Annotated in this window: 18 protein-coding genes; 9 read left to right on the plus strand and 9 right to left on the minus strand. The window is 73.2% G+C overall.

Annotated elements, in window-relative coordinates:
* Both FGE12_RS03660 and FGE12_RS03665 read right to left on the minus strand, forming a co-directional pair.
* A complete protein-coding gene (locus FGE12_RS03660) occupies positions 1 to 3,654 on the minus strand; it encodes a UvrD-helicase domain-containing protein (protein ID WP_194797540.1) in 3,654 nt (1,217 codons plus the stop codon).
* The gene (locus FGE12_RS03665) at positions 3,651 to 6,857 is read right to left on the minus strand and encodes a PD-(D/E)XK nuclease family protein (protein WP_153864739.1); all 3,207 of its coding nucleotides are present in this window, start codon (positions 6,855 to 6,857) and stop codon (positions 3,651 to 3,653) included. The genes FGE12_RS03660 and FGE12_RS03665 overlap by 4 nt, the downstream gene beginning before the upstream one ends.
* Positions 6,858 to 6,908: 51 nt before the next feature.
* On the opposite strand from FGE12_RS03665, the gene FGE12_RS03670 reads away from it, so the two are divergent.
* Positions 6,909 to 7,805: a phosphatase PAP2 family protein gene (locus FGE12_RS03670; RefSeq protein WP_153864740.1), complete on the plus strand. Its 897-nt coding sequence runs from the start codon at positions 6,909 to 6,911 to the stop codon at positions 7,803 to 7,805.
* Here the strand turns inward: FGE12_RS03670 and FGE12_RS03675 are convergent.
* A complete protein-coding gene (locus FGE12_RS03675) occupies positions 7,802 to 8,719 on the minus strand; it encodes a metallophosphoesterase (RefSeq protein WP_153864741.1) in 918 nt (305 codons plus the stop codon). The two genes, FGE12_RS03670 and FGE12_RS03675, sit on opposite strands and share 4 nt — an antisense overlap.
* An 86-nt stretch (positions 8,720 to 8,805) precedes the next feature.
* Entirely contained in the window at positions 8,806 to 9,726 is a 921-nt protein-coding gene (locus FGE12_RS03680; protein WP_153864742.1) for a DMT family transporter, read from the minus strand.
* A 176-nt stretch (positions 9,727 to 9,902) separates the two neighbouring features.
* Here FGE12_RS03680 and uvrA point away from each other — a divergent pair, with 176 nt between their 5' ends.
* From uvrA to FGE12_RS03695, 3 genes are all read left to right on the plus strand, one after another.
* A complete protein-coding gene (gene uvrA / locus FGE12_RS03685; protein ID WP_153864743.1) occupies positions 9,903 to 12,815 on the plus strand; it encodes an excinuclease ABC subunit UvrA in 2,913 nt (970 codons plus the stop codon).
* A gap of 110 nt (positions 12,816 to 12,925) precedes the next feature.
* Positions 12,926 to 14,389: a POT family MFS transporter gene (locus FGE12_RS03690; RefSeq protein ID WP_153864744.1), complete on the plus strand. Its 1,464-nt coding sequence runs from the start codon at positions 12,926 to 12,928 to the stop codon at positions 14,387 to 14,389.
* Positions 14,386 to 14,907, plus strand: coding sequence for a GNAT family N-acetyltransferase (locus FGE12_RS03695; protein WP_194797541.1), 522 nt, complete (start codon positions 14,386 to 14,388; stop codon positions 14,905 to 14,907). The genes FGE12_RS03690 and FGE12_RS03695 overlap by 4 nt, the downstream gene beginning before the upstream one ends.
* A gap of 75 nt (positions 14,908 to 14,982) precedes the next feature.
* Here the strand turns inward: FGE12_RS03695 and FGE12_RS03700 are convergent, their stop codons facing one another.
* Together FGE12_RS03700 and FGE12_RS03705 are read right to left on the minus strand one after the other, a co-directional pair.
* Positions 14,983 to 16,584: a peptide MFS transporter gene (locus tag FGE12_RS03700; RefSeq protein ID WP_153864746.1), complete on the minus strand. Its 1,602-nt coding sequence runs from the start codon at positions 16,582 to 16,584 to the stop codon at positions 14,983 to 14,985.
* Between the two features lie 176 nt (positions 16,585 to 16,760).
* Positions 16,761 to 19,712 carry an ATP-binding protein gene (locus FGE12_RS03705; RefSeq protein ID WP_153864747.1) on the minus strand — a complete coding sequence of 984 codons (2,952 nt, stop codon included), beginning with the start codon at positions 19,710 to 19,712 and terminating at the stop codon, positions 16,761 to 16,763.
* A 165-nt stretch (positions 19,713 to 19,877) separates the two neighbouring features.
* Here FGE12_RS03705 and nadA point away from each other — a divergent pair, with 165 nt between their 5' ends.
* The gene (nadA, locus tag FGE12_RS03710) at positions 19,878 to 20,807 is read left to right on the plus strand and encodes a quinolinate synthase NadA (RefSeq protein ID WP_153864748.1); all 930 of its coding nucleotides are present in this window, start codon (positions 19,878 to 19,880) and stop codon (positions 20,805 to 20,807) included.
* An 87-nt stretch (positions 20,808 to 20,894) separates the two neighbouring features.
* Positions 20,895 to 21,503 (plus strand): hypothetical protein, encoded by a 609-nt coding sequence (locus FGE12_RS03715; RefSeq protein WP_194797542.1) that lies wholly within the window; start codon positions 20,895 to 20,897, stop codon positions 21,501 to 21,503.
* Between the two features lie 18 nt (positions 21,504 to 21,521).
* Here the strand turns inward: FGE12_RS03715 and FGE12_RS03720 are convergent, their stop codons facing one another.
* The gene (locus FGE12_RS03720; RefSeq protein WP_153864749.1) at positions 21,522 to 21,908 is read right to left on the minus strand and encodes a metallothionein; all 387 of its coding nucleotides are present in this window, start codon (positions 21,906 to 21,908) and stop codon (positions 21,522 to 21,524) included.
* A 231-nt stretch (positions 21,909 to 22,139) separates the two neighbouring features.
* Here FGE12_RS03720 and FGE12_RS03725 point away from each other — a divergent pair, with 231 nt between their 5' ends.
* Positions 22,140 to 23,690, plus strand: coding sequence for a hypothetical protein (locus FGE12_RS03725; RefSeq protein WP_194797543.1), 1,551 nt, complete (start codon positions 22,140 to 22,142; stop codon positions 23,688 to 23,690).
* Between the two features lie 3 nt (positions 23,691 to 23,693).
* Here the strand turns inward: FGE12_RS03725 and FGE12_RS03730 are convergent, their stop codons facing one another.
* Complete coding sequence (locus FGE12_RS03730; protein ID WP_370458872.1) at positions 23,694 to 24,470, minus strand: hypothetical protein; 777 nt, start codon at positions 24,468 to 24,470, stop codon at positions 23,694 to 23,696.
* A 321-nt stretch (positions 24,471 to 24,791) separates the two neighbouring features.
* Between FGE12_RS03730 and FGE12_RS03735 the strand changes: the two genes are divergently transcribed.
* Complete coding sequence (locus FGE12_RS03735) at positions 24,792 to 25,616, plus strand: glycerophosphodiester phosphodiesterase (RefSeq protein WP_153864750.1); 825 nt, start codon at positions 24,792 to 24,794, stop codon at positions 25,614 to 25,616.
* Positions 25,617 to 25,630: 14 nt separating this feature from the next.
* Here FGE12_RS03735 and FGE12_RS03740 read toward each other — a convergent pair whose 3' ends face one another.
* On the minus strand, positions 25,631 to 26,047 hold the full coding sequence (locus tag FGE12_RS03740; RefSeq protein ID WP_153864751.1) for a PAS domain-containing protein: 417 nt from the start codon (positions 26,045 to 26,047) through the stop codon (positions 25,631 to 25,633).
* A gap of 220 nt (positions 26,048 to 26,267) precedes the next feature.
* On the opposite strand from FGE12_RS03740, the gene FGE12_RS03745 reads away from it, so the two are divergent.
* Positions 26,268 to 26,744 (plus strand): acyl-CoA thioesterase, encoded by a 477-nt coding sequence (locus FGE12_RS03745; RefSeq protein ID WP_153864896.1) that lies wholly within the window; start codon positions 26,268 to 26,270, stop codon positions 26,742 to 26,744.
* Positions 26,745 to 26,782 lie beyond the last annotated feature (38 nt).

Genomic DNA, 26,782 nt, shown 5'->3' on the forward strand with positions numbered 1-26,782 from the left:
TCACGCACCGGGCCCCGGGAAACACACTTCCGTGAATCCGCAGCAGAGCGCCTGGCAGCCCTCCTTCTGGAGCCCAGGACCCTGGGCGCCCGCCAGGAGCCCCTGCGCGGCCCGCGCGAGGGCCTCGAGCCCCGCGGCCTCCTCGCCCTCGGCGGGGAACGCAGGCTCCGGGGAGGGCTCGCGCAGGAACAGCACCCCGGCGCGCACGGGAACCCCGGCGGGCAGCAGCGCGCGCGCCGCGAGCCGCACCGCCGCGAGCTCCTCGCGGTACGCCCCGGCGCCGAGCGGGTGGCGCGCGCTGTCCTTGTAGAGCACGAGCTCCGCGCCGCCCCCGGGCAGCTCGCGCAGCAGGTCCACCTGTCCCTCGAGCGTGAGGCGCCCGCCCTCCGGCAGCTCCAGCGGGAGCGCGTAGGGCAGTCGCCGGTGCAGCGCGCCCTGCCCCAGCGAGCGCGCCCAGCGGCTCGCGAGCACCCCGCCGGCGAGCCGCAGCACCGCCTCCACGCCGTGCGCATCGTCCTGGCCCGCGCCCGGCGCGGTGTCCCAGCCCTCCTCCGCCGCCAGCGCCTCGAGGTGCGCGCGCTGGGCAGCCGCGGAGGCCGCGGCGAGCCGGAAGTCCACCCGCTCGAGCAGCCGCCGCACCCGCTCGCCCTGCGAGCGCGGAGCCACCCATGCCTCCAGGTCCACCGACGCGGGGCCCGGCTCCCACCACTCCCCTGCTTCCCTCAGCCCGCTGCCCTCGCGCCGCAGGGCGTGGCGGCGCGCGCAGTGCGCGAAGTCCTGCAGCGCCGCGGCGCTCACGCACGCGGTCGCGCCACCTGCCGGCGCCGGGTGCGGGCCGCGCACGCGCGCGAGCGCTGCGTCCAGCTCCGCCTCGGCCGCCGTCACATCCAGGGGGGCGACCGCAGGCGGCGGGGGCAGCGAAAGCCCGTCCACCCGCACGTCCTGCACCAGGGCGCGCAGCCCCGGGTCCGCCGCGAGCGCGGACTCCAGCAGCTGCCACGCCGAGCGGGATGCGCCGTGCTCGGCAGCGCCCGAGAGCACCAGCCGGTCGCGCGCGCGGGTGAGGGCCACGTACAGCAGGCGCTTGGCCTCCGCGGCCTCCCGCCCGGCGAGCTCCGCGCGCACGGCCTCGTGGCGCGCCGAGCGCAGCGGCGCCTCGCCCTCCGGAAGCCACGGGCGCAGCCCGAGCCCCGCGCCCCGCGCGTACAGCGCCCGGCCCTGCACCGGCCGGCGGCGCCCCCCGAGCCCGGGCACCACCACCACCGGCCACTCGAGCCCCTTGGCGCGGTGGATGGTGAGCAGCTGCACCGCGTGCGGGTCGCCTGCGTCCAGCAGGTCCGCCTGGGCCTCGTAGGGGTCGGACTCGGCGAGCCGGCGCAGCTCGCGCGAGAAGGCGACGCAGCCGCCCGCTCCGGCCGCGTCCCGCCGGTCCGCGAGCGCGAGCAGCTTGTGCACGTTCGCGCTGGCCTGCTCCGCGTGGGGGCTGGCCGCGAGTGCCTCCAGGTAGCCCGTCACCCGCATCGCCGCCTGCAGCAGCGCGCGCACCGCGAGCCGATCGCGCTCGCGGCGAAGGGACGGGAGCGCCGCGAGGAAGCGCTCGAGGCGCAGCTGCTCCGCGGCCGGCAGTCCCAGGGCGCCGAGCTGCTGCAGGCGCGGCGAGGTGGGGCGCAGCCCGTCCGCGTCTGCGAGCCGCAGCAGCGAGGCGTCCGACAATCCCACCAGCGGCGAGCGCAGCACCGTGGCGAAGGCGAGCGCGTCCTCCGGGTCCGCGAGCAGCGCGAGCAGCGCGGCGAGGTCCAGCACCTCCTGCGCGCCGTAGAAGCCGCGCCCGCGCAGCACCCGGTGCGGCACGCCGTGGCGCACCAGCGCCTGGCGGTAGAGCTCGAGGTGGTTGAAGGTCCGGAACAGCAGCGCCACGTCCCCGCCGCGCGCGGGGCGCAGGCCCGCCTCGCCTCCTTGCGCGACGCAGGGCTCGGCGCCCGGGGCGAGCAGCGCCGCCAGCCGGCGCGCCACGGCCTCGGCGTCCTGCGCGCGCAGTGACTCGCTCACCTCGCCCTCCCCCGCGCACAGCCGCTCCACGGCCGGGCCGGCCGCGAGCTCGGGGCGCACGGGCGAGAGGTCGTCCTCGGAGGGCGCGTAGGCGACGTCGTACGCGGGCGCTCCGGCGCGCGGCGCCATCACCTGCGCGAAGGTGGCGTTGAGGAAGGCGAGCAGCGCGGGGCTCGCGCGGCGGTTGGAGCGCAGGAAGTGCTCGGCGCCGCCCTCGGAGAGCACCTTGCCCGCCAGCTGGGTGAAGACGGAGACATCCGCGCCGCGGAAGTCGTAGATGGACTGCTTGCGGTCCCCCACCGCGCAGAGGAAGGCGGGCTCCAGCGGCAGCGCCTGCGCGAGGGCGCTCTCGGGCGAGAGCGCGCGCGGGGCGCCCTCGCGCCGCTCGGCCAGCAGCAGCACCAGCTCGAGCTGCAGCCGATTCGTGTCCTGGAACTCGTCCACCAGCAGCGCGCCGAAGCGCTCCTGCACCTGCGCGCGGAACGGGGGCCGGTCGCGCAGCAGATCCCTCGCCGTCACCAGCAAAGAGGTGAAGTCCAGCACGCCGCGCCGGGCCAGCTCTGCCGCGTGCCGCTGCTCCACCTGCGCGAGCAGCGCGCGGAAGGCCTCCTCGTACGGCACCGTGCGCCACGCGGCGTACGCATCCACGAGCCGCAGCGCAGTGCCGTCGCTCTTGCCCAGCACCCGCCAGCGCAGCTCCTTCACCCGCCCCTCCGGCGCGCGGCTCTTGCGCGAGACGTCCCGGCCGTCCGCGCGCAGCAAGGCCTCCAGCGCCGCGAAGCGCTCGGGCGCGAGGAAGTTCTCCGGCGTCATCCCCTCGAGCGTGCGCTCGGCCGCGGCGCACAGCTCCGTCCACGCTCCCGCGGCATCTGCCTCGCGCGCCTCGGCGCACAGCCGGAGGCAGGCCTCCACGTCCTGCTGGAAGGCGGCGCGCGCAGAGGGCTCGGAGGAGATGGAGGCCTGCTCGGCGCGCAGGCCCTCCTCGCGCAGCTTGCCGTAGACGCCCGCGAGCGAGGCGACCAGCCCCTCGGAGAAGCCCGTGCCCGCGAAGGTGAGCTCCTGGCACAGCTCGCGCACCGCCGCCCCCTGCTCGGCGTCCGGAGCTTCGAGCGCCTCGAGCACCACGCGCTCGCACAGGTCGCGCACCAGCGCCTGGGCCTCGAGCGCCTCCAGCACCTCGAAGCCAGACTCCACGCCGAGCCCCGCGGGCCCGCGGCGCAGCAGCTGCGCGCACAGCGAGTGGAAGGTGCCCACGAAGGCGGAGGCGAGCTCGGCGCGCACCGGGCGCCACTGCTCGGGCGAGGGGAAGGCGCGGCCGAGGCGCTCGAGCGAGGCGCTCAGCTCGGGCTCCTGCGCCGCTCCGGCCTCTCCGCGCGCGAGCGCGTCCAGGCGGTCGCGCAGGCGCGAGCGCAGCTCGGCTGCCGCCTTGTCCGTGAAGGTGACGAGGCACAGGCGCGCGGGCGGCAGCGGCGCGTGGCCCGCGCGCGCCCCGGCGAGCAGGTGCAGCGCCATGGTCACCAGGCTGTACGTCTTGCCCGCGCCGGCGCCCGCCATCAGGGCGAGGTTGCGCTCGAGTGCGAGGGGCTGCCCGGTCGTCTCGCTCACGGCGCCTCCTCTCCGGCCGGAAGGCGCCGGGCGCTGATGCGGCACACCGCGCGGTAGCCGCAGTCCCCGCAGGCCTTCGGGCGCGCGGGGAAGCGGCCCTGGCGCAGCGAGCGCACCAGGTCGCGCACGGCGTTGCTCAGGTTGAGGCCCCCCTCCTGCGCCACGCGCGCGCGCACCGCAGGGTCCGTGGAGAGCAGGTCCTCCAGCTCCGCGTCGGAGAGCAGCTCGGAGAGGTAGGTGGTCTCCCCCGTGCGCAGGCTGAGCCAGCCCGCGCGCCGCGCGCGCTCACGCCCGCTCGCGCGTGCAGCGAAGAGGTAGAGCGGGAGCTGGAAGTCGGTGCTCAAGAGCTGCTCACGCAGTTCCCTCGGGGAGTCGAGGAGGCCGGACTTGTAATCGAGCACGCCCACCTCTGCACCGGTGTCGAGGCGGTCGATCTTGCCCTCGAAGTGGATGGGCGCCTCGCCGCCCTCCCCCTCCAGCCCCACCTGCGCCCAGGCGGGGTCGGGCGCGCCGGGGCCGAACTTCAGCTCGAAGGCCTCCGGGGTGAGCGCCGGGAAGGGCAGCCCGCGCGGCGCCCTGGAGAGGATGCGCCGGGCCATGGCGCGGGCCCGCTCGCGCGCGAGGCGCCACAGCGCGGGGTGCCCCACCGGGCCTCGCGAGACGATGGCGCCCGCAGCCGCCTCCAGCGCCGCGTCCAACAGTGCCTCGGGCACCTCCTCGAGCGGGCGGCCGAGCAGCCCCTCCGCGGCGAGGCGCGCGAACAGCTCCTCCATCACCTTGTGCCAGAAGGTGCCGCGCGCGCGGGGGTCCAGCTCCTCGGGCGCGAGCGGCGGCTCCGGGATGCGCAGGCCGTAGGAGAGCAGCCCGCGGAACGCGCAGTTGCCGAAGCGGCCCAGGGTGGAGGCGGACAGCGGGCGCTCGGCGCTGAAGGAGAACATCGCCTCGAGCACCGTGCGCAGGTCCTCCGCGTCCACGGCGCCGCTGAAGGGGCCCGGCGCGCGCGAGGGTTCGCCGAAGAAGCGAAGGCGCTCCTCCTCCGCCGCCGCGTGTGCGCGCGCCTCCTCGAACCAGGGCTCCTGCGCAAAGCGGCGGGCCCAGAGCGCCGCCGCGGGGTGCGGCGCGCTCGCGCGAAGGCGCACCGGCGCGAGCGCCTCCAGCGCCACGCGCTGGCGCAGCTCCCCCTCCGTCAGCACCTCGCCGAGCGCGGGGATGGGCGCGAGCGTGCGCGGGAGCGCGCGCAGGCCACTCAGGCGCTCCACCTCCTCGAGGAAGGGCGAGGCGGGCTGCTCCTGCCCTCCGGGGCTCGCCACCGCGTGGCTCAGCGTGAGCGTGCCGGTGCTCGCGGCGAGCGCGCCGGCGAAGAGCAGCCGGTCCTCGGCGAGCTGCCACACGGTGCGCTCCTCGAACTCGCCGCCGGTGAGGCGGAAGGCCTCGCGCCCCAGCAGCCGGTTGAGCTCTGCGCGCTCCGAGTCCCCCAGCACCGGGTTGGGTGCCCCGCGCCGCGGGAAGTGCCCCTCCTGCAGCCCCATCACGAAGAGGTGCTCGAAGCTGCGCCCGCCGAGCGCCCCCACCTCGAGCAGCTCCACCGCGCGCGCCGCCTCGCCTCGCGCAGGCAGGCGCACGTCCCGCACGCTCGCGCGCAGCCAGCGCGCGAGCGCCGCGCGCGTGAGCCGTGGGCCACCTCCCGAGAGCGCGAGCGCCCGCCGCAGCTCCGCCACCCGCAGCTCGAGCGCCGCGCGCGCCGCGTCGTCGCGCGCGCGGGCATCGAGCGCGAGCGCGCCCAGAGCGGAGGGCTCGAAGGGGCCTTCGGTGTCGGTAAGCCCCAGTGCCCGCACGCACGCCCACCACGCCTCGAGCAGCTCGGCGGCCGGACCTTCCGCGGGCAGCGCCCGGACGAGCGCGATGAGCCGCAGGCAGCGCTCCTTGAGCAGCCGCACGGCGTGCGCGCGCAGGGGCTCGCGGGCGTGGCGGCGCGCGAGCGCCTCGAGGCGCACCTCGTACGCGCCGCGCGCTCCGAGCGCGCCCACGCGGTCGTCGCGAACGCCCGCCTCGGAGAGCAGGGTCGCCGGCGCCTCGGGCCCGTGCGCCACGAGCGCCGCCGCGTAGCGCGCATCGAGCAGCGCGGCCACCCGCTCCACCGGGAAGCCCTCCTCCACGAGCAGGGGCAGCTCCAGCGCGAGCCGCACCGCGCCCGCCTGCTCCAGCGGCTCCGCGTGGGGCGCGAGCACCGCCACGCCCAGCTCCCGCAGCGCCTCGGCCACGGCCTGCAGCTCGGGGCCCGGCGCGCGCGCCGCCACGGCGATGCTCTCGGGGGCTGTGCCCTCGAGGAGGATGCGGCGCACCTCGCGTGCCACGAGCCGCGCCTCCTCCTGCGCGCTGCCTGCGCTCCACAGCGAGAGCGCCCCCTCCGGCCGCAGGCTCCCGGGCGCGGCGCGCAGGTCGAAGAGTGCGCGGGCGAGGGGCGCGAAGGGCCGGCGCTCGAAGCTCACGTCCGCCTTGGCCAGCTCCACGTGTCCAGAAGCCTCGCCGAGCCGCTCGAAGGCGCGGAACACCGGCGCGAGCGCCGCATCCGCCGCGGCCGAGCCGCCCGGAGGCAGCTCCACCTCGAGCACCGCGCCCCGGCGGTCGCAGGCCTGCGCGAGCGCGAGCAGCAGCGCGAGGACGGAGGGCGGCGCATCGTAGACGCCCGTGAGCTGCAGCCTTCGCAGCCCCCTCCAGGCCTCGGGCCAGCGCCCCTGCTCCAGCCCGAGCCGCGCGCCGCGCAGCACGTCCTCGCGGTCCGCGAGCCCGAGCGCCTCGAGCCGGTGCTCGTACCCGTCATACAGGCGCGCGAGCGTGCGCAGCCGGGGCTGGCGCTCGGGGGCCAGCGCCTCGATGGCGTCCTGGAGGGCCGCGGCGCCGAGCCGCGCCCCCTTGAGCGCGAGCACGGCCTCCAGCGCCGCGCGCGCGAACGCAGGCTCGTGCAGCGAGGCGCCGAAGCGCGTGGGGCCGAGGGCGGCCGCCTCGGTCGCGAGCAGCGTGCGCGCCTCCAGCGGCGAGCACGCCCGGCGGCCGAGCAGGCGGGCTCCTGCGAGCTCGCCGAGGAAGTCCTCCCACGTCGCGTGCCGCACGCCCGGATGCAGCCCCGGGCGCGCGCGCACCGCCGCGCGCAGCCGCGCCGCGTCCGGGTGCACCTGCAGGAACTGTGCGGCGGAGGAGAGCATCCAGGGGACATTCTAGAACCGCGGGTGACGTCCCCTTATGCTGCCCGCCCCATGATGATTCCCCTGCTGCTGGTCGCCTCCACGCTCGCTGCGTCCGGCGCTCCGGTGCCCCGCGAGGCCCTGCCCCCTGCCCCCCACGCCTCGGACGCCCCGCGGGTGCAGCCGCTGCGCTTCGACTGGGCGCGCGACCTGGGCCTCACGGGCGGGGCCGCGGCGCTGCTTCTGACGAGCGAGTTCTTCAAGGACGAGCTCGCCCCGGAGCCCTGCCGCTGGTGCGACCGCAACGCGGCCGGCGAGGACACCCTCAACGCGCTGGACCGCTGGGGCCGGGGCATCGCCGGCAGCGCGCAGGCGCAGAAGAACGCGCGGACCTGGAGCAACGTCGTGACGCTGGGCGTGCTGCCCGCGGGGACCTTCGGCACCGGCCTGTACGCGGCCCGCGGCAGCGGCGCGAGCGGCACCGAGCTGGCGCAGGACGCGACGATGGTGGCCCAGGCGGTGCTCTTCTCGGCGCTGACGAACCAGGCGGTGAAGTTCATCGCGGGACGCGAGCGGCCCTTCGTGCACGAGCTGCCGGCCTCCGAGCGCCCCCTCACCGACAAGCCCGAGGACAACAACCTCTCCTTCTACAGCGGACACAGCAGCTTCGCCTTCGCGCTCGTCACCAGCGTGGGCACGGTGGCCGAGCTGCGCGGCTACGAGCACGCGGGCTACATCTGGGCGGTGGGGCTGCCCATCGCGGCGACCGTGCCGCTCTTGCGCATGGCCGCGAGCAAGCACTACCTCACCGACGTGGCCACCGGCGCCGTGGTGGGCGCGGCCTTCGGCGTGGGCATCCCGCTGCTGCTGCACCCTCGCCTCTCGCAGGCGCCGGGCGCGGCGGCGCAGGGTGCGCAGCTGAACCTCTCGGCGGGCCCGGGCAGCCTCGCGCTCTCCGGCCGCTTCTAGGCCATCCCCGGAGACTCGGCGTCCGCGGCGGCGTCCTGCCCGCGCACGGGCAGCGACTCGAGGCTCCAGCGGCCGGGGGCCTCCCACGCGGGCGAGGCGGAGGTGCCCCACCCGGCGCGCACGGGCGAGCGGCCCTCCCACTCCATCCAGAGCAGCGACTCGTCGGGCCGCGCGGCCTGGTCCAGGCAGGCGATGCGGGTGAGCGGGTGCGCGCCGCCGCCCACCGTGGCCGCGAAGGCGCGGTGCGAGTGGCCGCACAGCACCCACTGCGGGCGCACCGCCTCGATCACCTTGCGCGTGATGGGGTTGCCCACCCACGAGGAGGGCAGCGGGCGGCCTCCGGGCGGAAGCTCTCCCTCGCGCAGCCGCGGCACGAGTCCCCGCGGCCACTCGTGCACGAGCAGCAGGTCCACGTCGCGCAGGCCCGAAACGCGCTCCACCTCGGCCTGACGGAAGTAGCCGGCCTGCTTCGAGGTGTCGAGCGTGCGCGGGCGCAGCAGCGGCTGCTCGAAGAAGCGCGGGGCGTGGATGCCCGAGAGGTAGGCCACGCGCAGGCCCAGCAGCTCACGCAGGCCCGCGCGGCCGAGGTAGTGCACGTCCGGCGCGAGCTCGAAGCCTCCGGGCGCATCGTGCAGCGCCTCGAAGTCCTCGTTGTTGCCGCCGATGAAGTAGAGCGGCCGGCGCACCCGGCGGCTGCCGTCCGCGTACTCGGCGAACTCGGCGGGCATCGCGCGCTTGGCGGCCTTGCGGCGGTGGTCGTCCGCGCGGCGGAAGGCCTCCACGTCTCCCACCGCCAGCACGGCGTCCACCGGCCGGCCGTGCGCTGCCTCCAGGGCCTCCAGCCAGGTCTCCACCCGGTGGAACCGCCCGTGAATGTCTCCGACCGCGGCGATGAGCAGCGAGTCCCGTGGCATCGGCCACCGACTCAAGCGCGCCCACACCGCCCTGTCGAGCCCCGCGTGGCCCCAGCGGCCAGAAAGTGACGCGCACCCCCGGAAAGCTACGGGTCCGCCGGATCAGGACCCGCGGGCGCCGGCGCCGCTGCGAAGAGGCGCAGGTGCACGCCCGTCCCCCAGAGCACGCCCCCCATGCACACCAGCGCCCCCACCAGCGCGAGCGGCAGGATGGGCTCTCCGAGCAGGAGCGCGCCCAGCAGCCAGCTGAAGGCCGGCGTGAGCTGCGTGGCGACGCCGCCGGTGGCCGTGCTCACGAAGCCCAGCGCATACGTCAGCAGCATCTGCGCCACCACGCTGGTCACCCCCACGCCGAGCACCGGCCAGAGGAGGCTCCAGTCGAGCGGCTGCCACCCCACGGGCGCGAAGGGCAGCGCGAAGAGGAAGCCGAAGAGGTTGAAGGAGAGGAACACGGTGGGCGCATCCGTGTCGCTGCGCAGCGCGCGGACCACGGTGACGGCCGCGCCGCTGAGCACCGCCGAGGCGATGCCCGCCCAGGCCCCCAGGCCCACCGTGAGCGCCACGCCCGTGCGCACCGTGCTCCAGATGACCAGGCCTGCGCCCACGGTGGTGAGCACGAGCCCCGCGCCCAGGTGCGAGCTCACGCGCTCGCGCAGGAAGACGAGGCTGAACAGCGCGGCCCACAGCGGCCAGAGGCAGTTGAGCAGCGTGGCGGGGCCCACCGCGAGCCGGTCGATGGCGAGGAAGTAGAGGAACACCGCCGCCCCGCCGAAGAGCCCCCGCGCCGCCCACAGCCAGGGCCGTCCGAAGCGCGGGCGCTGCCGCCGCCCCCCGAAGTAGACCGCGAGGAAGGCGAGCCCCATCAGGAAGCGGGCGCACACCAGCTGCCCGGTCCCGATGCGCCCGGCCGTCAGGCGCGCGCAGAAGGCCATCAGCGCGAAGATGAGGCTGGAGAGCACCAGCATCGGGGTGCCGCGCAGGCGCGGAGGGAGGGCGGCAGGGGACATGGCCCGCGCCGTGTACACCATCCGCGCCCTGCGCCCCAGCGCGCGCCTCCCCGCCCGCCTGCCCAGGGGCCGGCGCAGGGATTCACGTTGAAACACCGCGCGTTCCCCTGCACCTAAGGCGCGGATTTTCTCTTCGTCCGCACCTGACCGCCCTTTCAGTGGTACACACACACTCCATGTCCGAGCCCGACTACATCTCCATTCGCGGTGCCAAGGAGCACAACCTCAAGAACGTCTCCCTGGAGATCCCCAAGAAGAAGCTGGTGGTCTTCAGCGGCGTCTCGGGGTCCGGCAAGAGCTCGCTCGCCTTCGACACGCTGTACGCGGAGGGCCAGCGCCGCTACGTGGAGAGCCTGTCGGCCTACGCGCGGCAGTTCCTCGGGCAGATGGAGAAGCCCAAGTACGACACCCTGCGCGGGCTCTCCCCCACCATCTCCATCGAGCAGAAGGCGGCGAGCAACAACCCGCGCTCCACGGTGGGCACGGTCACCGAGGTGCACGACTACCTGCGCGTGCTCTACGCCTCCATCGGCGTGCAGCACTGCCACAACTGCGGGCGCAAGGTGGGCCGCCAGAGCGCGCAGCAGATCGTGGACGAGATCCTCAAGAGCCCCGCCGGCACCAAGGCGATGGTGCTCGCGCCGATCGTGAGCAACCGCAAGGGCGAGCACAAGGATCTCATCACCGAGGCCGCCAAGCGGGGCTTCAGCCGCGCGCGCATCGACGGCAAGGTGAAGAGCCTCGAGGAGAAGATCGAGCTCGACAAGAAGAGCAAGCACGACATCGCGCTCATCATCGACCGGCTCGTGCTCAAGCCGGACGTGCGCAACCGCCTGACGGACTCGGTGGAGACGGCGCTCAAGGAGGGCAAGGGCACCCTCATCGTCACGGACGAGACCGGCGCGCCCGCGAGCGACCGCGTGATGAGCGAGCTCAACGCCTGCCACCACTGCGGCCTCTCCTTCGGCGAGCTCACCCCCGCGGCCTTCTCCTTCAACAACCCGCTGGGCATGTGCCCGGAGTGCAGCGGCCTGGGCACGCGCGCCGAGATGGACCCGGACCTCATCGTGCCGGACCCCACGCGCAGCATCCGCGACGGCGCCATCGAGCCGTGGGCGAGCGGCATGAACCGCGGCGAGGGCTGGACGGCGGACTTCGTGGACAGCCTCGCCGCCGCCTTCAAGATCGACCTCGACACCCCGTACGAGAAGCTGAGCGCGCGCGAGCGGGACCTGCTGATGAACGGCAGCTCGGGCAAGACCTTCACCGTCAAGTGGGGCGAGGGCGGCCGCTACAAGATGGAGTGGGAGGGCCTGGTGCCCAAGCTGATGCGCAGCTTCAAGACGACCACGTCCGAGGCGATGCGCACCTACTACCAGAAGTTCTTCAGCGACAAGCCCTGCCCTGCCTGCAAGGGCGAGCGCCTCAAGCCCGAGAGCCGGGCGGTGAAGGTGCACGGGCGCACGCTGGTGGAGCTCGCGCGCAACACCATCTCGGACGCGCTCGCGTTCCTCGGCGGCATGCAGCTGAGCGCGAACGAGCAGAAGATCGCGAGCGAGCTTCTCAAGGAGATCCGCAGCCGCCTGGGCTTCCTCGTGGACGTGGGGCTCAACTACCTCACGCTGGACCGCACCGCCTCCACCCTGTCCGGCGGCGAGAGCCAGCGCATCCGGCTCGCGAGCCAGATGGGCTCGGAGCTCACCGGCGTCATCTACATCCTGGATGAGCCGAGCATCGGGCTGCACCAGCGCGACAACGGCAAGCTGCTCACCACGCTCAAGAAGCTGCGCGACCTGGGCAACAGCGTCATCGTCGTGGAGCACGACGAGGAGACGATGGAGGACGCGGACTACATCGTGGACTTCGGCCCCGGCGCAGGGGAGCTGGGCGGCGAGGTCGTGGCGCAGGGCACCCCGGCCCAGCTGATGAAGGACACGAAGAGCCTCACCGGCGGGTACCTCAGCGGGCGGCTCGAGATCGAGGTGCCCCCGCAGCGGCGCAAGCCCGGCAAGCAGTTCATCAGCATCAAGGGCGCGCGCGAGAACAACCTCAAGAACGTGAGCGTGGACCTGCCGCTGCAGACCTTCCTCGCGGTGACGGGCGTGTCCGGCGCGGGGAAGTCCACCCTCATCAACGAGATCCTCTTCCCTGCCCTCGCGCGCCACCTCTACGAGAGCCGCGAGATCCCGGGCAAGCACGCGAGCCTCACCGGCGTGGAGCACCTGGACAAGGTGATCGACATCGACCAGCGGCCCATCGGGCGCACCCCGCGCAGCAACCCGGCCACCTACACCAAGGTGTTCGACGCCATCCGCGAGGTGTTCGCGCTCACCCCCGAGGCGCGCGCCTTCGGCTACACGAGCGGCCGCTTCAGCTTCAACATCAAGGGCGGGCGCTGCGAGGCCTGCCAGGGTGACGGCGTGAAGCTGGTGGAGATGCACTTCCTCGCGGACGTGTACGTGCCCTGCGAGGTGTGCGAGGGCAAGCGCTTCAACGAGGCGACCCTGCGCGTGCGCTACAAGGGCAAGAACATCGCCGAGGTGCTCGAGATGAGCGTGCGCGAGGCGATGCTGCACTTCGGCGCGCACCGCGACATCATGCGCGTGCTGCAGACCCTGGACGACGTGGGCCTGGGCTACATCCGGCTCGGCCAGAGCAGCCCCACGCTGTCGGGCGGCGAGGCGCAGCGCATCAAGCTCGCGCGCGAGCTGTGCAAGGTGGCCACCGGGCGCACGCTGTACATCCTCGACGAGCCCACCACGGGCCTGCACTTCGAGGACATCCGCAAGCTCTTGCTCGTGCTCAACCGGCTGGTGGACGCGGGCAACAGCGTGCTCGTCATCGAGCACAACCTGGACGTCATCAAGAGCGCGGACTGGGTCATCGACCTGGGGCCCGAGGGCGGCGCGGGCGGCGGCCTGCTCCTGGCCGAGGGCACCCCGGAGCAGGTGGCCGAGGTGCCGGAGAGCCACACCGGGCGCTACCTGAAGCACGTGCTGTCCAAGGCGCGCAAGGCGCGCGTGGGCCGCCGGCTCGAGGCGGTGCCCGGCTCGGGCGGCGAGCGCCCCGCACAGCGCGCCGCGTCGTAGGAAGGCGCGCAAGCCGCACGCGGCGTGGGTGGCAGAGGGGGAACTTTCCCGTAAGGTAGGGGGCCGCTTTTTCCAGGTCCTACCCTTCCGTACCGGAGTTCCCCCTCCCCATGGCCGCTGCTGCACCCCGCGCTGACGCGCGCACCGACCGCTTCCCGCCCCAGATTCCCTTCATCATCGGGAACGAGGCCTGCGAGCGCTTCAGCTTCTACGGCATGCGCGCCGTGCTCACGATCTTCCTCGCGGACTACCTGCTGCGCGAGACCGTGGGGCCGGGCGAGGACCGGGCGGCGATCGCGAAGAGCCACTTCCACCTCTTCATGTTCGGCGTGTACTGGTTCCCGCTGGTGGGCGGGTGGCTCGCGGACCGGGTCTTCGGCAAGTTCAAGGTCATCTTCTGGCTGAGCCTCGTGTACTGCCTCGGGCACGCCTGCCTCGCCTTCTTCGAGGACGTGCCCACGGGCTTCTACCTGGGGCTCCTGCTCATCGCGGTGGGCTCCGGCGGCATCAAGCCCTGCGTGGCGGCCATGGTGGGCGACCAGTTCACCGAGGCGAACAAGCACCTCATCAACAAGGTGTTCTCGGTCTTCTACTGGAGCATCAACCTCGGCTCCTTCTTCGCGGCGCTGTTCATCCCGGCGGTGCTCGCGAAGTGGGGCCCCGCGGTGGCGTTCGGCATCCCGGGCGTCCTGATGCTCCTGGCCACGATCATCTTCTGGGCGGGGCGCCGGCACTACGTCGTCGTGCCGCCCACGCGCCACGACCCGCACTCGTTCCTGCGCGTGGTGGGCTCCGCGCTGCGCGGGCGCGGGAAGAAGGCCCCGGGCTCGCACTGGCTGGATGCGGCGCGCGCGGAGCACCCGGAGCTCGCGGTGGAGGGCAGCAAGGCGGTGCTGCGCCTGGTGCTGCTCTTCATCCCCGTGATGTTCTTCTGGATGATCTTCGACCAGAAGGCCTCCACGCTGGTGCTGCAGGCCAAGGTGATGGACCCGCACGTGGGGCCCTTCACCTTCCAGCCCAGCCAGATCCAGATCATCAACCCGGCCCTGGTGATGCTGCTCATCCCGCTGCTCACGCTCGGGGTGTACCCGCTGGTGAAGCGGACCGGCTGGGAGCTCACGCCGCTGCGGCGCATGCCGCTGGGCATGGTGCTGTGCGCGGCGAGCTACGCCATCGCGGGGCTGTTCCAGATCCGCATGGACGCGGGCCAGGTGCTGAACATCGCGTGGATGGTGCTGCCCTACGCGGTGCTGACGGTGGCGGAGATTTTGGTCTCCACCACGGGCCTGGAGTTCGCGTACACGCAGGCGCCGCGCGAGATGAAGAGCGTGGTGCAGTCCCTGTGGCTGATGGCCACCGCGCTCGCGAACATCTTCGTGGCCTTCATCGCCCGCATCGACGCGTTCAAGGGCCCGAGCCAGTTCTTCTTCTACGGCACGCTCGCGCTGCTCGCGGGCCTGATGCTCTGGCTCGTGGCGCGCAAGTTCAAGGTGCGCGACTACTACCAGGGCGGTGGCACCCCCGTGCCCACGGACGGGCGCGAGGCGGCCGGCACCCAGGCGCGGCCCGCGTGAGGACGCCCTCGCCGCTGCTCACCGAGCGCCTCGAGCTGATCCCGGCGACCCGGGAGCTCACGCACGTGGAGCTCTCGGGGCCCGCGGCGCTCGGCGCAGCGCTGGGCGTGGAGGTCTCCCGCGCGTGGCCTCCGGGCGAGCTGGACGCCGGCGCGCAGGCCTTCTTCGCGGACATGCTCGCGCGCCACCCCGAGCAGAGCGGCTGGTGGAGCTGGTACTGGGTGCGGCGCGAGGGGCGCGTGCTGGTGGGCGCCGGCGGCTTCAAGGGCCCCCCGAGCCCCGGCGGCGAGGTGGAGGTGGGCTACTCGGTGCTCGAGGCGCACCAGCGCCAGGGCTACGCGCAGGAGGCGGTGGAGGCGCTCATCGCCTGGGCCTTCGCCCACCCCGAGGTGAACCACGTGGCGGCCGAGACCACTCCGGGCAACGTGGCGTCGCTTCGCGTGATGGAGCGCTGCGGCCTGCGCTACCTGCGCCCCGGCGACGAGCCCGGCACGCTGCGCCACCTGCGCACGCGCTGAGCGCCGGAAAGACAGAGGGCCCGGAGGCACGGGAGCGTGCCTGCGGGCCCTCGGGAAACCCACGCGAGCGTGGACCTAGCTCATCGCCGTCTTGCTGGTGCTCTGGCGCGTCTGGTCCAGCTCCGTGGGCTGCTGCGGGAGCGGGATGGCGCGGTTCTCGTCCGTGCCGTGCATGAGCGCCTTCACCTTGCCGGAGAGCACCCAGAGCAGGCCGCCGCCCACCACGCCCACCGCCACCAGCATGGTGAACACGCCGAGCTCGCCCAGCTTCTCGCTGTAGCCGCCCACCACGCCGGACAGCTTGTTCGCGAGCGCGTTGGAGAGGAACCACACGCCCATCATCGCGGACACCATGCGCGGCGGGGCGACCTTGGTCACCATGGAGAGGCCCACGGGGCTGAGGCACAGCTCGCCCACGGTGTGGAAGAGGTAGGCCATGATCACCCACCAGGCCGCGGCCTTGGTCATCACCGCGCTCTCGCGCGCGGCGCCCACCATGAAGAGGAAGCCCAGGCCCATGAAGATGAGGCCCAGCGCCATCTTCACCACCACGTTGGGGTCCTTGCCCTTCGCGGCGAGGCGGGTCCACATCATCGCGAACAGAGGCGCGAGCGTGACGATGAAGAAGGAGTTGAAGTTCTGGAACCAGGTGGTGGGGACCTCCCAGCCGAACATGCCGCGGTCCACCTTGGAGTCCGTGTAGAGGTTCATCAGGCCGCCGGCCTGCTCGAAGCCCATCCAGAAGATGACGACGAACACCGCGATGATGAGGATCGCGATGACGCGGTCCTTCTCCTGACGGGTGAGCGCGCCCGCCTCGGCGGCCGTCTCGTGGTGGCTCTTGCGCAGCATCGTCCCGCCCACGCGCGCGAGCACCGCGAACACGACGGCGGCGATCAGCATGCGCACCAGCGTGGAGTCCGCCAGCGCAGGGAGCTGCGCGAGCGCGTAGAAGACGCCGGTCGCGACCGCGGTCGCCACGGCGTACACGCCCACCTTCTGCCAGGCCTCGCGGCGCTGCTTCTCGTTGATCTCCGGCGCGAGCCCCACCTTGCCCAGCAGGCCGCGCGAGAACGCGAGGAAGCCCAGCAGGCCGAGCCCCATGCCCACACCCGCGGAGCCGAAGCCCCAGTGCCAGCCCACCTTCTCGCCGAGGGTGCCGCACACGAAGTTGCCGAGCACCGCGCCCAGGTTGATGCCCATGTAGAAGATGGTGAAGGCGCCGTCGCGGCGGCCGTCACCGGGGGCGTAGAGGCCACCCACCATGGTGGAGATGTTGGGCTTGAAGAAGCCGTTGCCCGCGATCAGGAACCCGAGGCCCGTGTAGAAGATGGTCTGCCCCGGGAGCGCCAGCAGCAGGTGGCCGATCATCATCAGCACGCCGCCGAACACCACCGCCTTGCGCTGCCCGATGAGGTTGTCCGCGATGTACCCGCCCGCAATCGGCGTGAGGTACACGAGGCCCGTGTACGTGCCGTAGAGCGCGAGCGCGTCGCCGGTGGACCAGGACCAGCCGTGCACCTTGTCCGTGAGGAAGAGCACCAGCAGGCCGCGCATGCCGTAGTAGCTCATGCGCTCCCACATCTCGGTGAGGAACAGCAGGTACAGCCCCTTGGGGTGACCCTTCGGGGCTGCGACCGGAGTCGCGGCAGCCGGGGCGACGGCGGCAGTGTGCATTCGCTGGAGTCCTTGTCTGACGGAAAAGTCCCGCAGGGCTTTCTAGCAGATCCAACGACCTGCCGACATGCCCATACCGGGCGTGCGCGGGGCCGACTTTCCGGCCTCTGGCGTGCGGCCAGAGCGAGCGCTCGGCATGCCGCAGAGCGTCAGCGCCGTGCAGCGAGCTTCGGGCCTCAGGGCTCGCCGGGCCAGACGGGCTCGGCGTCATTGGCGCTGGCGGCCTCGGCCCATTCACCCGCAGTGCGCGAGAGCGGCAGGCGCACCTCGCACTCGGTGCCCTGCCCCGGCTCGCTGCGCAGGCTGATGCGCCCACCGTAGCGGCGCAGGATGCGGCGGCTGAGCGCGAGCCCGAGGCCGGTGCCCTGCCCCGCGGGCCGGGTGGAGAAGAAGGGCTCGAAGAGGCGGCGCAGCACGTCCGGGGCGATGCCCTCGCCGGTGTCCTTGATGCGCACCACGGCCTCGTTGCCCTCGCGCAGCGTGTGCAGCGTGAGGCGGCCGCGCCCGTTCATCGCGCGCAGCGCGTTGTCCAGCAGGTTGGTCCACACCTGGTTCAGCTCGCCGCCGTCCCCCACGATGGGGCCGCGGAAGTCGTAGCGGCGCTCCACGGTGATGTCCGGCGGCAGCTTCCAGCCGAGCATGTGCAGGGTGGAGTCGAGCAGCTCGCCGAGGTCCAGGGGGCCCGGGCCATCCCCGCTGCGCACGAACTGCAGCAGCGCCTCGGCGAGGTGGTGGATGCGCTCGCCGCAGTCCTCGATGAGCCCGAGCATCTGCCCGGCCACGGCCGGGTCTCCGCCGGGCTCGAGGCTCTCGCGCAGGGGGCCCAGCGCGTTGATGAGGCCGTTGAGCGGGTTGCGCACCTCGTGGGCGAAGCCGCTGGTGAGCATGCCGGTGGCCGCGAGCCGCTCGTTCTGCGCGGCGCGCACCGCCGCGTCGCGCAGGCGCAGCTGCACGTCGATGCGGGCGAGCAGCTCGCGGGAGCTGAAGGGCTTGCCCAGGTAGTCGTTCGCGCCCACCGAGAGCCCGCTCACGCGCGCCTCCACCTCCTGGCGCGCGGTGAGCAGGATGACCGGGATGTCCGCCGTCTCGGGCGCGCTGCGCAGCCGCTGCAGCATCTCGAGGCCGGACATCACCGGCATCATCACGTCCGAGACGATGAGCGTGGGCCGCTCGCTCTGCGCGAGCAGCAGGCCCTGGGCGCCGTCCTGCGCCTCCACCACGTGGTAGTGCTGGCGCAGGATGCTGGAGAGGAAGCGGCGCATCTCCACGTCGTCCTCCACCAGCAGCAGCGAGCGCGCGCCGTCCGCGGGCCGCAGGTCTCGCGCGGGCTCCTCGCCCGGCGCGTCCACCGCGTGGGCGGCGAGCCCCCAGGCGGTGGCCGAGGCGGGCAGCTCCGGCTCGCCGAAGGCGGGCATCTCCAGGGGCGTGCGCCGCGCCGGATAGGGCGCCTCGCGCAGCTCCTCGCGCACGTGGGCGGTGCCCTTGGGCAGGCGCACGCGGAAGGTGGTGCCCTCGCCCGGGGTGCTCGCCACCTCGATGTGGCCCTGGTGCAGCTCCAGCGTCTCCTTCACCAGCGCGAGCCCGATGCCGGTGCTCTTGTAGCGCAGGCTCGCGCCGCTCTCGGCGAGCGCGAAGCGGTCGAAGAGCACGGGCAGGAGCTGCTCGGAGACGCCGGGCCCGGTGTCGCTCACCTCCATCTGCACGCTCGCCGCGTCCTCGCTCACGCGCACGCACACCCCGCCCTTCTGGGTGAACTTGAGCGCGTTGGAGACGAGGTTCTGGAAGACGCTCTCCATCTTCGCCGGGTCCACCTCCACCGGCGCCACCGCCTCGCCCACCAGCGCGAGGCTGAGGCGCTTCTGCTCGGCCACCACGCGGAACGGCAGCAGCAGGGACGCGAGCAGCGAGCGCATCTCCACCGGCTGGTAGCGCAGCTTCGCCTTGCCGCTCTCGATGCGCGCGAGATCCAACAGGTTGTTGATGACGCCGAGCAGGCGCGCGGCGCTGCGGTCCAGGGTCTGCAGGTGCTGGCGCACCGGCGCGGGCAGGGAGGCGCTGCTCTCCTCGAGCACCGTCTCCACGGTGAGCAGGATGAGCGTGAGGGGCGTGCGCAGCTCGTGGCTGAGGTTGTCGAAGAACTCGCTGCGGCGCCGGTACTGCTCCTGCTCGCGGGCGAGCGCCTCCTGCAGCTGCGCGTTGGCCTCGGTGAGCTGCAGGGTGCGCTGGGCCACGCGCTCCTCGAGCAGCACGTTCTCGGTGAAGATCTCCTCGTTGCGCTGCTGCAGGTCCTGCACCGAGCGCACGAGCCCGTCCTGCTGCTCGAGCAGGCGGCGGTCGCGCATGCGCAGCCCCGACCAGGCGCGCAGCCACGCGCCCAGCAGCGCACCGGTGGTGGCGAGCGTGGGCAGGGCGAAGGAGAGCGGCGCGAGCTGCAGCGCCTGCGCGCCGAGCCCCGCGAGCGCCCCGCCCAGCGCGCCCAGCAGCGGCTCGCGCCAGGCCGCCTGGGTGCGCTCCTCCCAGCGCACGTGGTACTCGCAGGCGGGCGCGCCCTGCACCTGGCAGCGCAGCTCGCGCACCTGGGCGGCGGGCCTGCCCCACAGCGTGGGCACCGCGGTGAGCGTGGCCATGCGCGCGCGGCACAGCAGCCGCTGGCGCTCGCGCACCCAGCTGGTGTGCGACACGCGCATCTCCTGGCCGCCCAGCTGCTCGATGCGCATCACCCCCACGCGGCTGTAGCTCGCGCCCAGCTCCACCGCGCGGCGGAACGCGGCGCGGGGGCTCGCGAGCGCGCGCAGGAGCTGGCTGAAGAGGCCCACCGCCTCGGCCAGCGCGATGCGCCGGCCCGCCTTCTCCACGAACTCGGGGTCCGCCGAGGCCTCGGTGAGCACCTCGAGCAGCCGCTCGACGAAGGCGACGGACACGTAGTGCTGCGCCGCCTCCACGTACGCGAGCGGCAGCGCGAGCCGCTCGCGCTCCCACACCTGCACCAGGCGGCGGCGCCCGTAGGTGCTGGTGAAGTACAGCAGCACCCCGCGCAGCAGCCGCGTGCTCACCTCGGGCGCCTGGGCCGAGGCCTGCCGGGACGGCGCCGGGCCAGGCAGCGGGGTCTGGGGGGTGGGCTCGAGCATGGGTGGGGCGCGCGCGGGGGAGCGAGCGCCGTCTTATAACCGCGAATTCCCCACGCTTACATCCCTGCCAACCCCTTTCCTCCGTGGCCCTGGCCTCCGTGATTCCCGCCGGTTACAAGGGACTGCAGAGGCGTCAGGCACAGCAGGCGTGCGAGGGAGACCGGAATGGCGGCCGCAGTGGACTTCGAGAGCGAGATCCAGAGGCTCAAGCAGGAGATGAACGCGGTCATCCTGGCGCACTACTACCAGGAGAGCGAGATCCAGGATCTCGCGGACTTCGTCGGCGACAGCCTCGCGCTCGCCCAGGCGGCGGCGCGCACGAAGGCGGACGTCATCGTCTTCTGCGGCGTGCACTTCATGGCGGAGACCGCGAAGATCCTGAACCCGGGCAAGCAGGTGCTCCTGCCGGACCTCAAGGCGGGCTGCTCGCTCTCGGACCGCTGCCCGCCGGCCGCCTTCAAGGCCTTCAAGGAGAAGCACCCGGGCCACTTCGTGGTGAGCTACGTGAACAGCTCGGCCGCCGTGAAGGCGATGAGCGACGTCATCTGCACCTCGTCCAACGCGGTGAAGATCGTGAACCAGGTGCCCGCGGGGCAGCCCATCCTCTTCGCGCCGGACCAGCACCTGGGCCGCCACGTGATGAAGCAGACGGGCCGCGACATGGTGCTGTGGCCGGGCAGCTGCATCGTGCACGAGCTGTTCAGCGAGAAGAAGCTGGTGCAGCTCAAGGTGGAGCACCCGGACGCGGAGGTGGTGGCCCACCCCGAGTGCGAGCAGGCGGTGCTCGCGCACGCGGACTTCATCGGCAGCACGAAGGCGCTCCTGGACCACGTGGTGGCGAGCCCGAAGCAGAAGTTCATCGTGGTGACGGAGGCGGGCATCCTCCACCAGATGAAGCGCGGCGCGCCGGACAAGACCTTCATCCCCGCGCCGCCGGACAACGGCTGCGCGTGCAACGAGTGCCCCTACATGCGCCTCAACACGCTGGAGAAGCTCTACCGGTGCATGAAGGACCGCACCCCGGAGCTGCTCCTGCCCCCGGACCTGCAGCTGGCGGCGCGCGCCCCCCTGCAGCGCATGCTCGAATGGTCCTGAGGCGGCGCTGCGGGCGACTGTCGGGGCACCAGCACTCGGGGTGATTCGCGCCTTGCGCCCCCGCAGGTGGGGTGCCAAAGAAACCCCGTGGGCTTCCGATTCTTCTCCATCCCCGGCCATCAGCTTACGGAGCAAACCCCGACGCTCGCGCTCGAGGAGAGCCTCGAGCCCGACCTTCCGCCCTTGCACGAGGCGGTGGAGCGGGCGCTCGCGGGCGCTGCCTTCCGCGACCTGCGCGCGCGCGACCGGCTGCGCACGCTGCTGCAGGGAGACCGTCCGCCCTCCCTCGGCACGCCGGGGGCGGGCTACGGCCCCTCGGCCGTCTTCGCCCAGCCGCCGCAGGACCTGCCCGCGCTGCTGCGCCTCGCGGACGAGCTGGAGTCGCTCGCGCAGCGCGAGGCGGGTGAGCGCGCGCTGGTGTGGAAGTGCCAGGAGTGCGGCGCGCGCTACGCGGTGCCGGTGGCGCTGGTGCGCCAGGTGTCCATCCGCTGCGAGCGCTGCGGGCAGCCCGTGGAGCTCAACGCGAACCGCAGCCTCGGCGAGGAGTCGCTCATCGACCCCTTCCTCGGCTCGGTGAACCAGGCGCGCCGCGAGCTCGCCGGCTTCTTCCGCGAGGCGATGGCGCGCGGCTGGCCCGTGCTGGTGAGCGCGGACCTGCCGGGTGCCGCCGGCGCCCCGCGCCGTCCGAAGCAGTAGCGGCGGGGCCCTGCGGGCCTAGAGCAGCACGCCGGCGGAGGCGTCGTAGCGGACGTCGGCGTCCAGCGCCTGGCCCCCGCTCTGGCCCTCCAGCGCCTCGACCATGCCGGCGCGCCCCTCGTGGCGGCCGCCACACTTGGCGCACTGGCACTGGCCCTTCTTGCAGGTGCAGTCGCCCTTGCTCCCGCAGCTGCACTTGGCCGCGAGCAGCTTCTGGCCTGCCTTCACGAGCGCGTCGTGCGCCTGCTGCTGTTCTGTCGTGGCCTGGGCCGCGGCCGGGGCCGGCTTCGCCTCGGCGTGGGCGCAGTGGCAGGGCTTGCCCTTCTCGCACGCGCGCGCCGCACCCGGCACCCCCACTAGCGAGGCGACCAGCAGCACCGCACCGAACGTTCCCTTGCGCATCATCACGACCTCACGAGCCTTCGAGCCTTCGGGGTCCCGCTATAGCGCAGACCGGCGCACCGGACCAGCGGGGCCGGCCGGCCGATCAGCAGCCAGCCAACATCCCACACGGAGCGGCGCCGGCCGCGTAGAGTCCCCGCCCCGAACGGGGTCCCCGCCTTGCCTGACCGCCCAGCACCCGCGCGTATTCACCGCCAGCTCGACGCCCGCGCCGTCGCCTCCCGCCTCGTCGATGTGCGCTTCCTCTATGCGCTGGGGCTCGCGCTCGGGGTGCTGCCCCTGTGGGTGGGCGCCCACCTGCCCATGGTGGACCTGCCGCAGCACCTGCACCTCATCTCGGCGCTGCACCGGCTGGACGACCCCACCACGCTCTACCCGCAGCTGCTCACCACCCGCGGGGAGCTCACCCCCTACCTCGGCTACTACTACGCGGTGAGCGCGCTCAACTGGGTGCTGCCGCTGGAGCTCGCCAACCGGCTCTTCCTCTCGCTCTACGTCGCCGGGCTGCCGCTCGCGCTCGCCTTCCTCCTGCGCGCGCTGGGCCGCCCCCGCTGGCCGAGCCTGCTCGCCCTGCCCTTCGCCTACGGGGACAGCTTCGGGTGGGGCTTCGTGAACTACCTGGCCGCGCTGCCGCTCGCGCTGCTGTGCGCGGGGCTCTTCGTGCGCAGCGTGACGGACGCGGCGCGCAGGCGCGCGTGGGCCGTGGGGATGGGGCTCGCGCTGGTGGTGGTGCTGCTCTTCCACGTGCAGGCCTTCGCCTTCCTCGCGCTCGCCCTGCCCTGGCTGCTGCTCACCACGCGCACGCCCGCGGGCGAGCGCTGGTGGCCTGCGCGCGTGCCCGCGCTCGTGGGCGTGGTGCCCGGCGTGCTGCTCTTCCTGCTGTGGGTGGGCCTGCGGCTGGGGGCGCCCGCGGAGGTGGAGCCCGGGGTGCCCTGGAAGGCGTGGGGCCCGATGCTCAGTCCCCAGAACCTCGCCTACAAGCCCTTCGCGCAGAACCTCGACGAGCTGCCGCGGGTGCTGGGAAACCTCCTGCGCGACGGCAGCGACCGGCTGCCGGTGTGGGCCGTAGGCGCGGTGGCGCTGCTCGCGCTGGGGGCGTGGGCGGTGGAGAGCGCGCGCCGGGGCACGGGGGCTCCGCGCGAGGGCGCGCTCGAGGCGGCGCGGCCCCTGGGGCTGCTCGCCATCGCGCTCGCGCTCTACTTCCTGCTGCCCTTCGACATCCGCGGGTACATGTACTACCTCAACACGCGCTTCGCGCACCTCGCCGCGGCGCTCGCGGTGGCGGCGCTCCCGGCCGTGCACTCGCGGGGCCTGCGCCGGGCGCTGCTGGGGCTCGCGGCGGGCTGCGCGCTCCTGCTCGCGCTGGTGCTGGGCACGGGCTTCCTGCGCTTCTCGCGCGAGGCCTCGGAGCTGGACGCGCTGGTGGCGGCCACCGCGCCGCGGCCGCGGGTGATGGGGCTGGTCTACGACTGGAGCTCGCGCGAGGTGCGCTTCCCGGTCTACCTGCACGCGGCGGCGGTGCTCGCGCGGGCGCGCGGCGGGGTCGCGAACTTCAGCTTCGCGCTCACGCCGCACTCGCCGCTCAAGTACCGGGGCGTGCCGCCACCCACCTTCCCCTCGGAGTGGCACCCAGAGGCCTTCGTGCCCGAGCGCGAGGGGGCGGCGTACGACCACTTCCTCGTGCGCGGGGTGCACCCCTCGCGCGTGTTCGGCGAGCGGCTGGTGGGCGGCGACCTGGTCATCGCCGCCCACGCGGGCCAGAGCTGGCTGGTGCGGAGGCGGTGAGCCCTAGGCCGCGGGCCGCGCGCGCAGCAGCAGGTCCAGGTTCTCGTCCTCCCAGGCCTGGGCGCGCCGGTAGTCGTGGAAGCGGCGCTCGTGCTCCATGAACTCGGGCGGGTGCACGCAGCGCCGGCCGCTCTCGCCGCGGCGGATCTTGTAGATGTGGTGCAGCATCTCGTGGAAGACGATCCACTCCACGAAGTAGCGGGGCACCAGGGGCTGATCCAGCGCCGGGTGGATGCGGATGACGCGCGAGTCCGCCGAGTAGGAGCCCATCTTGATGCTCTTGCGCGGCCCCTTCACCTTGGGCGCGGGCCCGTAGGTGATGGCGGCGTTGATGCGGTTCTCGAAGTAGCGCTCGTTGAGGCGCTCGAAGATGCGCGCGAGATCGTGGTGGCGCCCGGCCGGGTCCAGCCGCAGCCGCTTGCGCAGCTGCGCCGGGGTCACGCGCCGGATGTAGGCCTTGTTGCGCTCGATGTAGCGGTCCAGCAGCGCGCTCGCCGTGGGGTCCGCGTCGCGCACGAAGTCCGCGAGCGCGCCGATGACCTCGTCCGGCGCGGCGAGGAACATGTGGTGCAGCCGCAGCCGCCACTGCCCGCGCCGGCGCTGGAAGGTGAGCATGGTGTGCGTGTTGTCGTGCACCTCCACCGCCACGCTGCCGCGCAGCCGGGTGCGCAGGCGCCGCTCCAGCACGCGCCGCCACACCTTGAGCAGGCGGTTGGGCTCGGGGGCCGTCGGAAGCTGGCGGGCCGTGCGCCCTGCGGGGGCGTAGGCTCGCTTCCTCACTGGGCTCTTCTTCGAGCCCCGCGGGGGGCTCTGCTCGAGGCTCTTTTTCGTCGCGCGCGCCATGGGAACGCCGTCGACTCTACGGGCCCGGTCTGACGTTTTCAATCCGCTGCAGTGTGGGGAAAACCTTGGAATTTCAGCACGTTAATTACACTCAAGGTTCAACCCGCCCACCTGGCTACCCGGCGTGGGAGAGGGCTCGGCTCGGCCAAGTCCGCGGACTCCCAAGGGGTCGTACCCGGAGCGCTCGAGGGGTGCACTTGCAGTGGAGGCACTCTACCCACCCCCACCCACATGGCCTCACCTACTAGGGTTCACCCCATGGCCTCTCCCCCTCCCTACCTCCAGAGCCTCCAGAACCTCCAGGGCCAGTGCCCCACGCTGCACATCGCCCACCGCGGCGGCGCGCTGCTCGCGCCCGAGAACACGCTGCCGGCCTTCCGCCAGGCGGTGGAGCGCTACCGCACGGACATGCTCGAGCTGGACGTGCACCTGAGCCGCGACGGAGAGCTGGTGGTGAGCCACGACCCCACGCTCGAGCGCTGCACGGACGGCGAGGGGCCGCTCGCGGAGCGCACGCTCGCGCAGCTGCAGCAGCTGGACGCGGGCTACCACTTCACGCCGGACGGGCAGCGCTTCCCCTTCCGCGGCCAGGACGTGCGCCTGCCCACGCTGCGCGAGGTGCTGCGCGCCTTCCCCGGCATGCGCCTCAACGTGGAGGCGAAGCCGGACGTGGCGGGCATCGAGGACGTGCTCGCGCGGCTGCTGCGCGCAGAGGGCGCCGTGGACCGGGTGTGCGTGGGCAGCGAGCTGGACGCGGTGGGCGAGCGGCTCGCGCGCGCCCTGCCCGAGGCCTGCCACTTCTACCCGCGCGACGCGCTCACCGCGCTGGTGATGGGGCTCAAGTCGGGAGAACCGCCCCCCGAGGAGCCGCGCTACCACGTGCTGGACATGCCGCTGTACTTCGGCGGCGTGCGGCTCATCGACCCGCCCTTCCTCGCGGCCGTGCGCGCGCTGGGCAAGTGGGTCAACGTGTGGACCGTGGACGACGAGGCCGAGATGCGCCAGCTGGTGGCCGAGGGCGTGGGCGGCGTGATGACCGACCGCCCGGACCTGCTGCGCCGCGTGCTGGACGCGGCCCGCTAAAGGCGCGCTCGCGCCTAGCGCGGGGGCTGGGTGACCGAGGTCTGCGAGACCAGCACCCAGACCGAGTCGGTCTTCTCGCTGTACATCATGGTGATCGCCACGTTGCGCCAGCCGTGGTCGAACTTGAAGACGAAGCCGAAGGTCTCGTAGAGGCTGCGCTTCTCCAGCCCCTCCTGGAAGCGGCCGTAGAACTCGCGCACCTTCGTGCAGGGGGCCACGTCGTCGAAGAAGTTGCGGCCCAGCTGGCGCTCCTGGTTGATGCGCGCCAGGTTCGCCTCGGTGCGGTTGAACTTGAGGATGCGGCCCGTGCGATCCAGCTGGATCATGCCGAAGGGCAGCGCGTCCAGGTCCCCGGGGCCCATGGAGTCCACCCGCTTGAGCAGCTCTTCGGCGGTGGGCGCGGGCATCGGGGCGAGGGAGGGCGTGGCCATGGGGAGAGCTCCTGGGGGGTGACGCGGCGTGTCCGCGGTTTGTACGGAGATTTTGCGTGTGGGCGCAACCAACGAAGCCGTGACGGATCTTCAGTCCCGTGTATGCATACGCTGGCGAACAGGCGCCCCGGCGCCGCTCCTCCAAACCTTGAACACAGGTGACCCCGTGACCGCAGCCGCCCCGCCGCTGGCCAAGAGCCCGCGCGACTCCGAAGTGACGATGACCCAGATGATCCTCCCCTCGGACGCGAACCCGGTGAATGCGGCGTTCGGCGGGCGGGTGATGGAGTGGATCGACATCTGCGCGGCGGTGGCCGCCCAGCGCCACTGCCGTCAGACGGTGGTGACCGCCTCGATGGACGACCTGCACTTCCACGCGCCCATCAAGATCGGCTGGATCGTGACGCTGCACGGGCGGGTGATCGCCGCGTTCCGCACGTCGATGGAGGTGGGCGTCACCGTGACGGCGGAGAACCCGCTCACCGGCGAGCGCCACATGGCCACCAGCGCGCTGCTCACCTTCGTGGCGATCAACAAGGATGGCGGCAAGATGCCGGTGCCGCCGCTGCGGCTCGAGACCGACGCGGAGCGCAGCGCGGCGACGGAGGCGGAGTCGCGGCGCAGCGAGCGCATCGCGCGCAAGAGCGAGAGCCACAACTGGCAGCGCGTGTTCCCCGCCTCGGCGCTGATCAAGTAGGCCGGCGCCTCGAGGGCAGGAGCCGTGGCTCCTGCCCG

Source organism: Aggregicoccus sp. 17bor-14, from assembly GCF_009659535.1.
GTDB lineage: Bacteria > Myxococcota > Myxococcia > Myxococcales > Myxococcaceae > Aggregicoccus.

What these genes read in the sequence shown, in the direction of transcription:
- uvrA (WP_153864743.1), top strand. Translation starts at nt 9,903, where the DNA reads ATGTCCGAGCCCGACTACATCTCCATTCGCGGTGCCAAGGAGCACAAC.
- FGE12_RS03680 (WP_153864742.1), bottom strand. Translation starts at nt 9,726, where the DNA reads ATGTCCCCTGCCGCCCTCCCTCCGCGCCTGCGCGGCACCCCGATGCTG.
- FGE12_RS03665 (WP_153864739.1), bottom strand. Translation starts at nt 6,857, where the DNA reads ATGCTCTCCTCCGCCGCACAGTTCCTGCAGGTGCACCCGGACGCGGCG.
- FGE12_RS03720 (WP_153864749.1), bottom strand. Translation starts at nt 21,908, where the DNA reads ATGATGCGCAAGGGAACGTTCGGTGCGGTGCTGCTGGTCGCCTCGCTA.
- FGE12_RS03740 (WP_153864751.1), bottom strand. Translation starts at nt 26,047, where the DNA reads ATGGCCACGCCCTCCCTCGCCCCGATGCCCGCGCCCACCGCCGAAGAG.
- FGE12_RS03745 (WP_153864896.1), top strand. Translation starts at nt 26,268, where the DNA reads ATGACCCAGATGATCCTCCCCTCGGACGCGAACCCGGTGAATGCGGCG.
- nadA (WP_153864748.1), top strand. Translation starts at nt 19,878, where the DNA reads ATGGCGGCCGCAGTGGACTTCGAGAGCGAGATCCAGAGGCTCAAGCAG.
- FGE12_RS03690 (WP_153864744.1), top strand. Translation starts at nt 12,926, where the DNA reads ATGGCCGCTGCTGCACCCCGCGCTGACGCGCGCACCGACCGCTTCCCG.
- FGE12_RS03700 (WP_153864746.1), bottom strand. Translation starts at nt 16,584, where the DNA reads ATGCACACTGCCGCCGTCGCCCCGGCTGCCGCGACTCCGGTCGCAGCC.
- FGE12_RS03735 (WP_153864750.1), top strand. Translation starts at nt 24,792, where the DNA reads ATGGCCTCTCCCCCTCCCTACCTCCAGAGCCTCCAGAACCTCCAGGGC.
- FGE12_RS03670 (WP_153864740.1), top strand. Translation starts at nt 6,909, where the DNA reads ATGATGATTCCCCTGCTGCTGGTCGCCTCCACGCTCGCTGCGTCCGGC.
- FGE12_RS03675 (WP_153864741.1), bottom strand. Translation starts at nt 8,719, where the DNA reads ATGCCACGGGACTCGCTGCTCATCGCCGCGGTCGGAGACATTCACGGG.
- FGE12_RS03705 (WP_153864747.1), bottom strand. Translation starts at nt 19,712, where the DNA reads ATGCTCGAGCCCACCCCCCAGACCCCGCTGCCTGGCCCGGCGCCGTCC.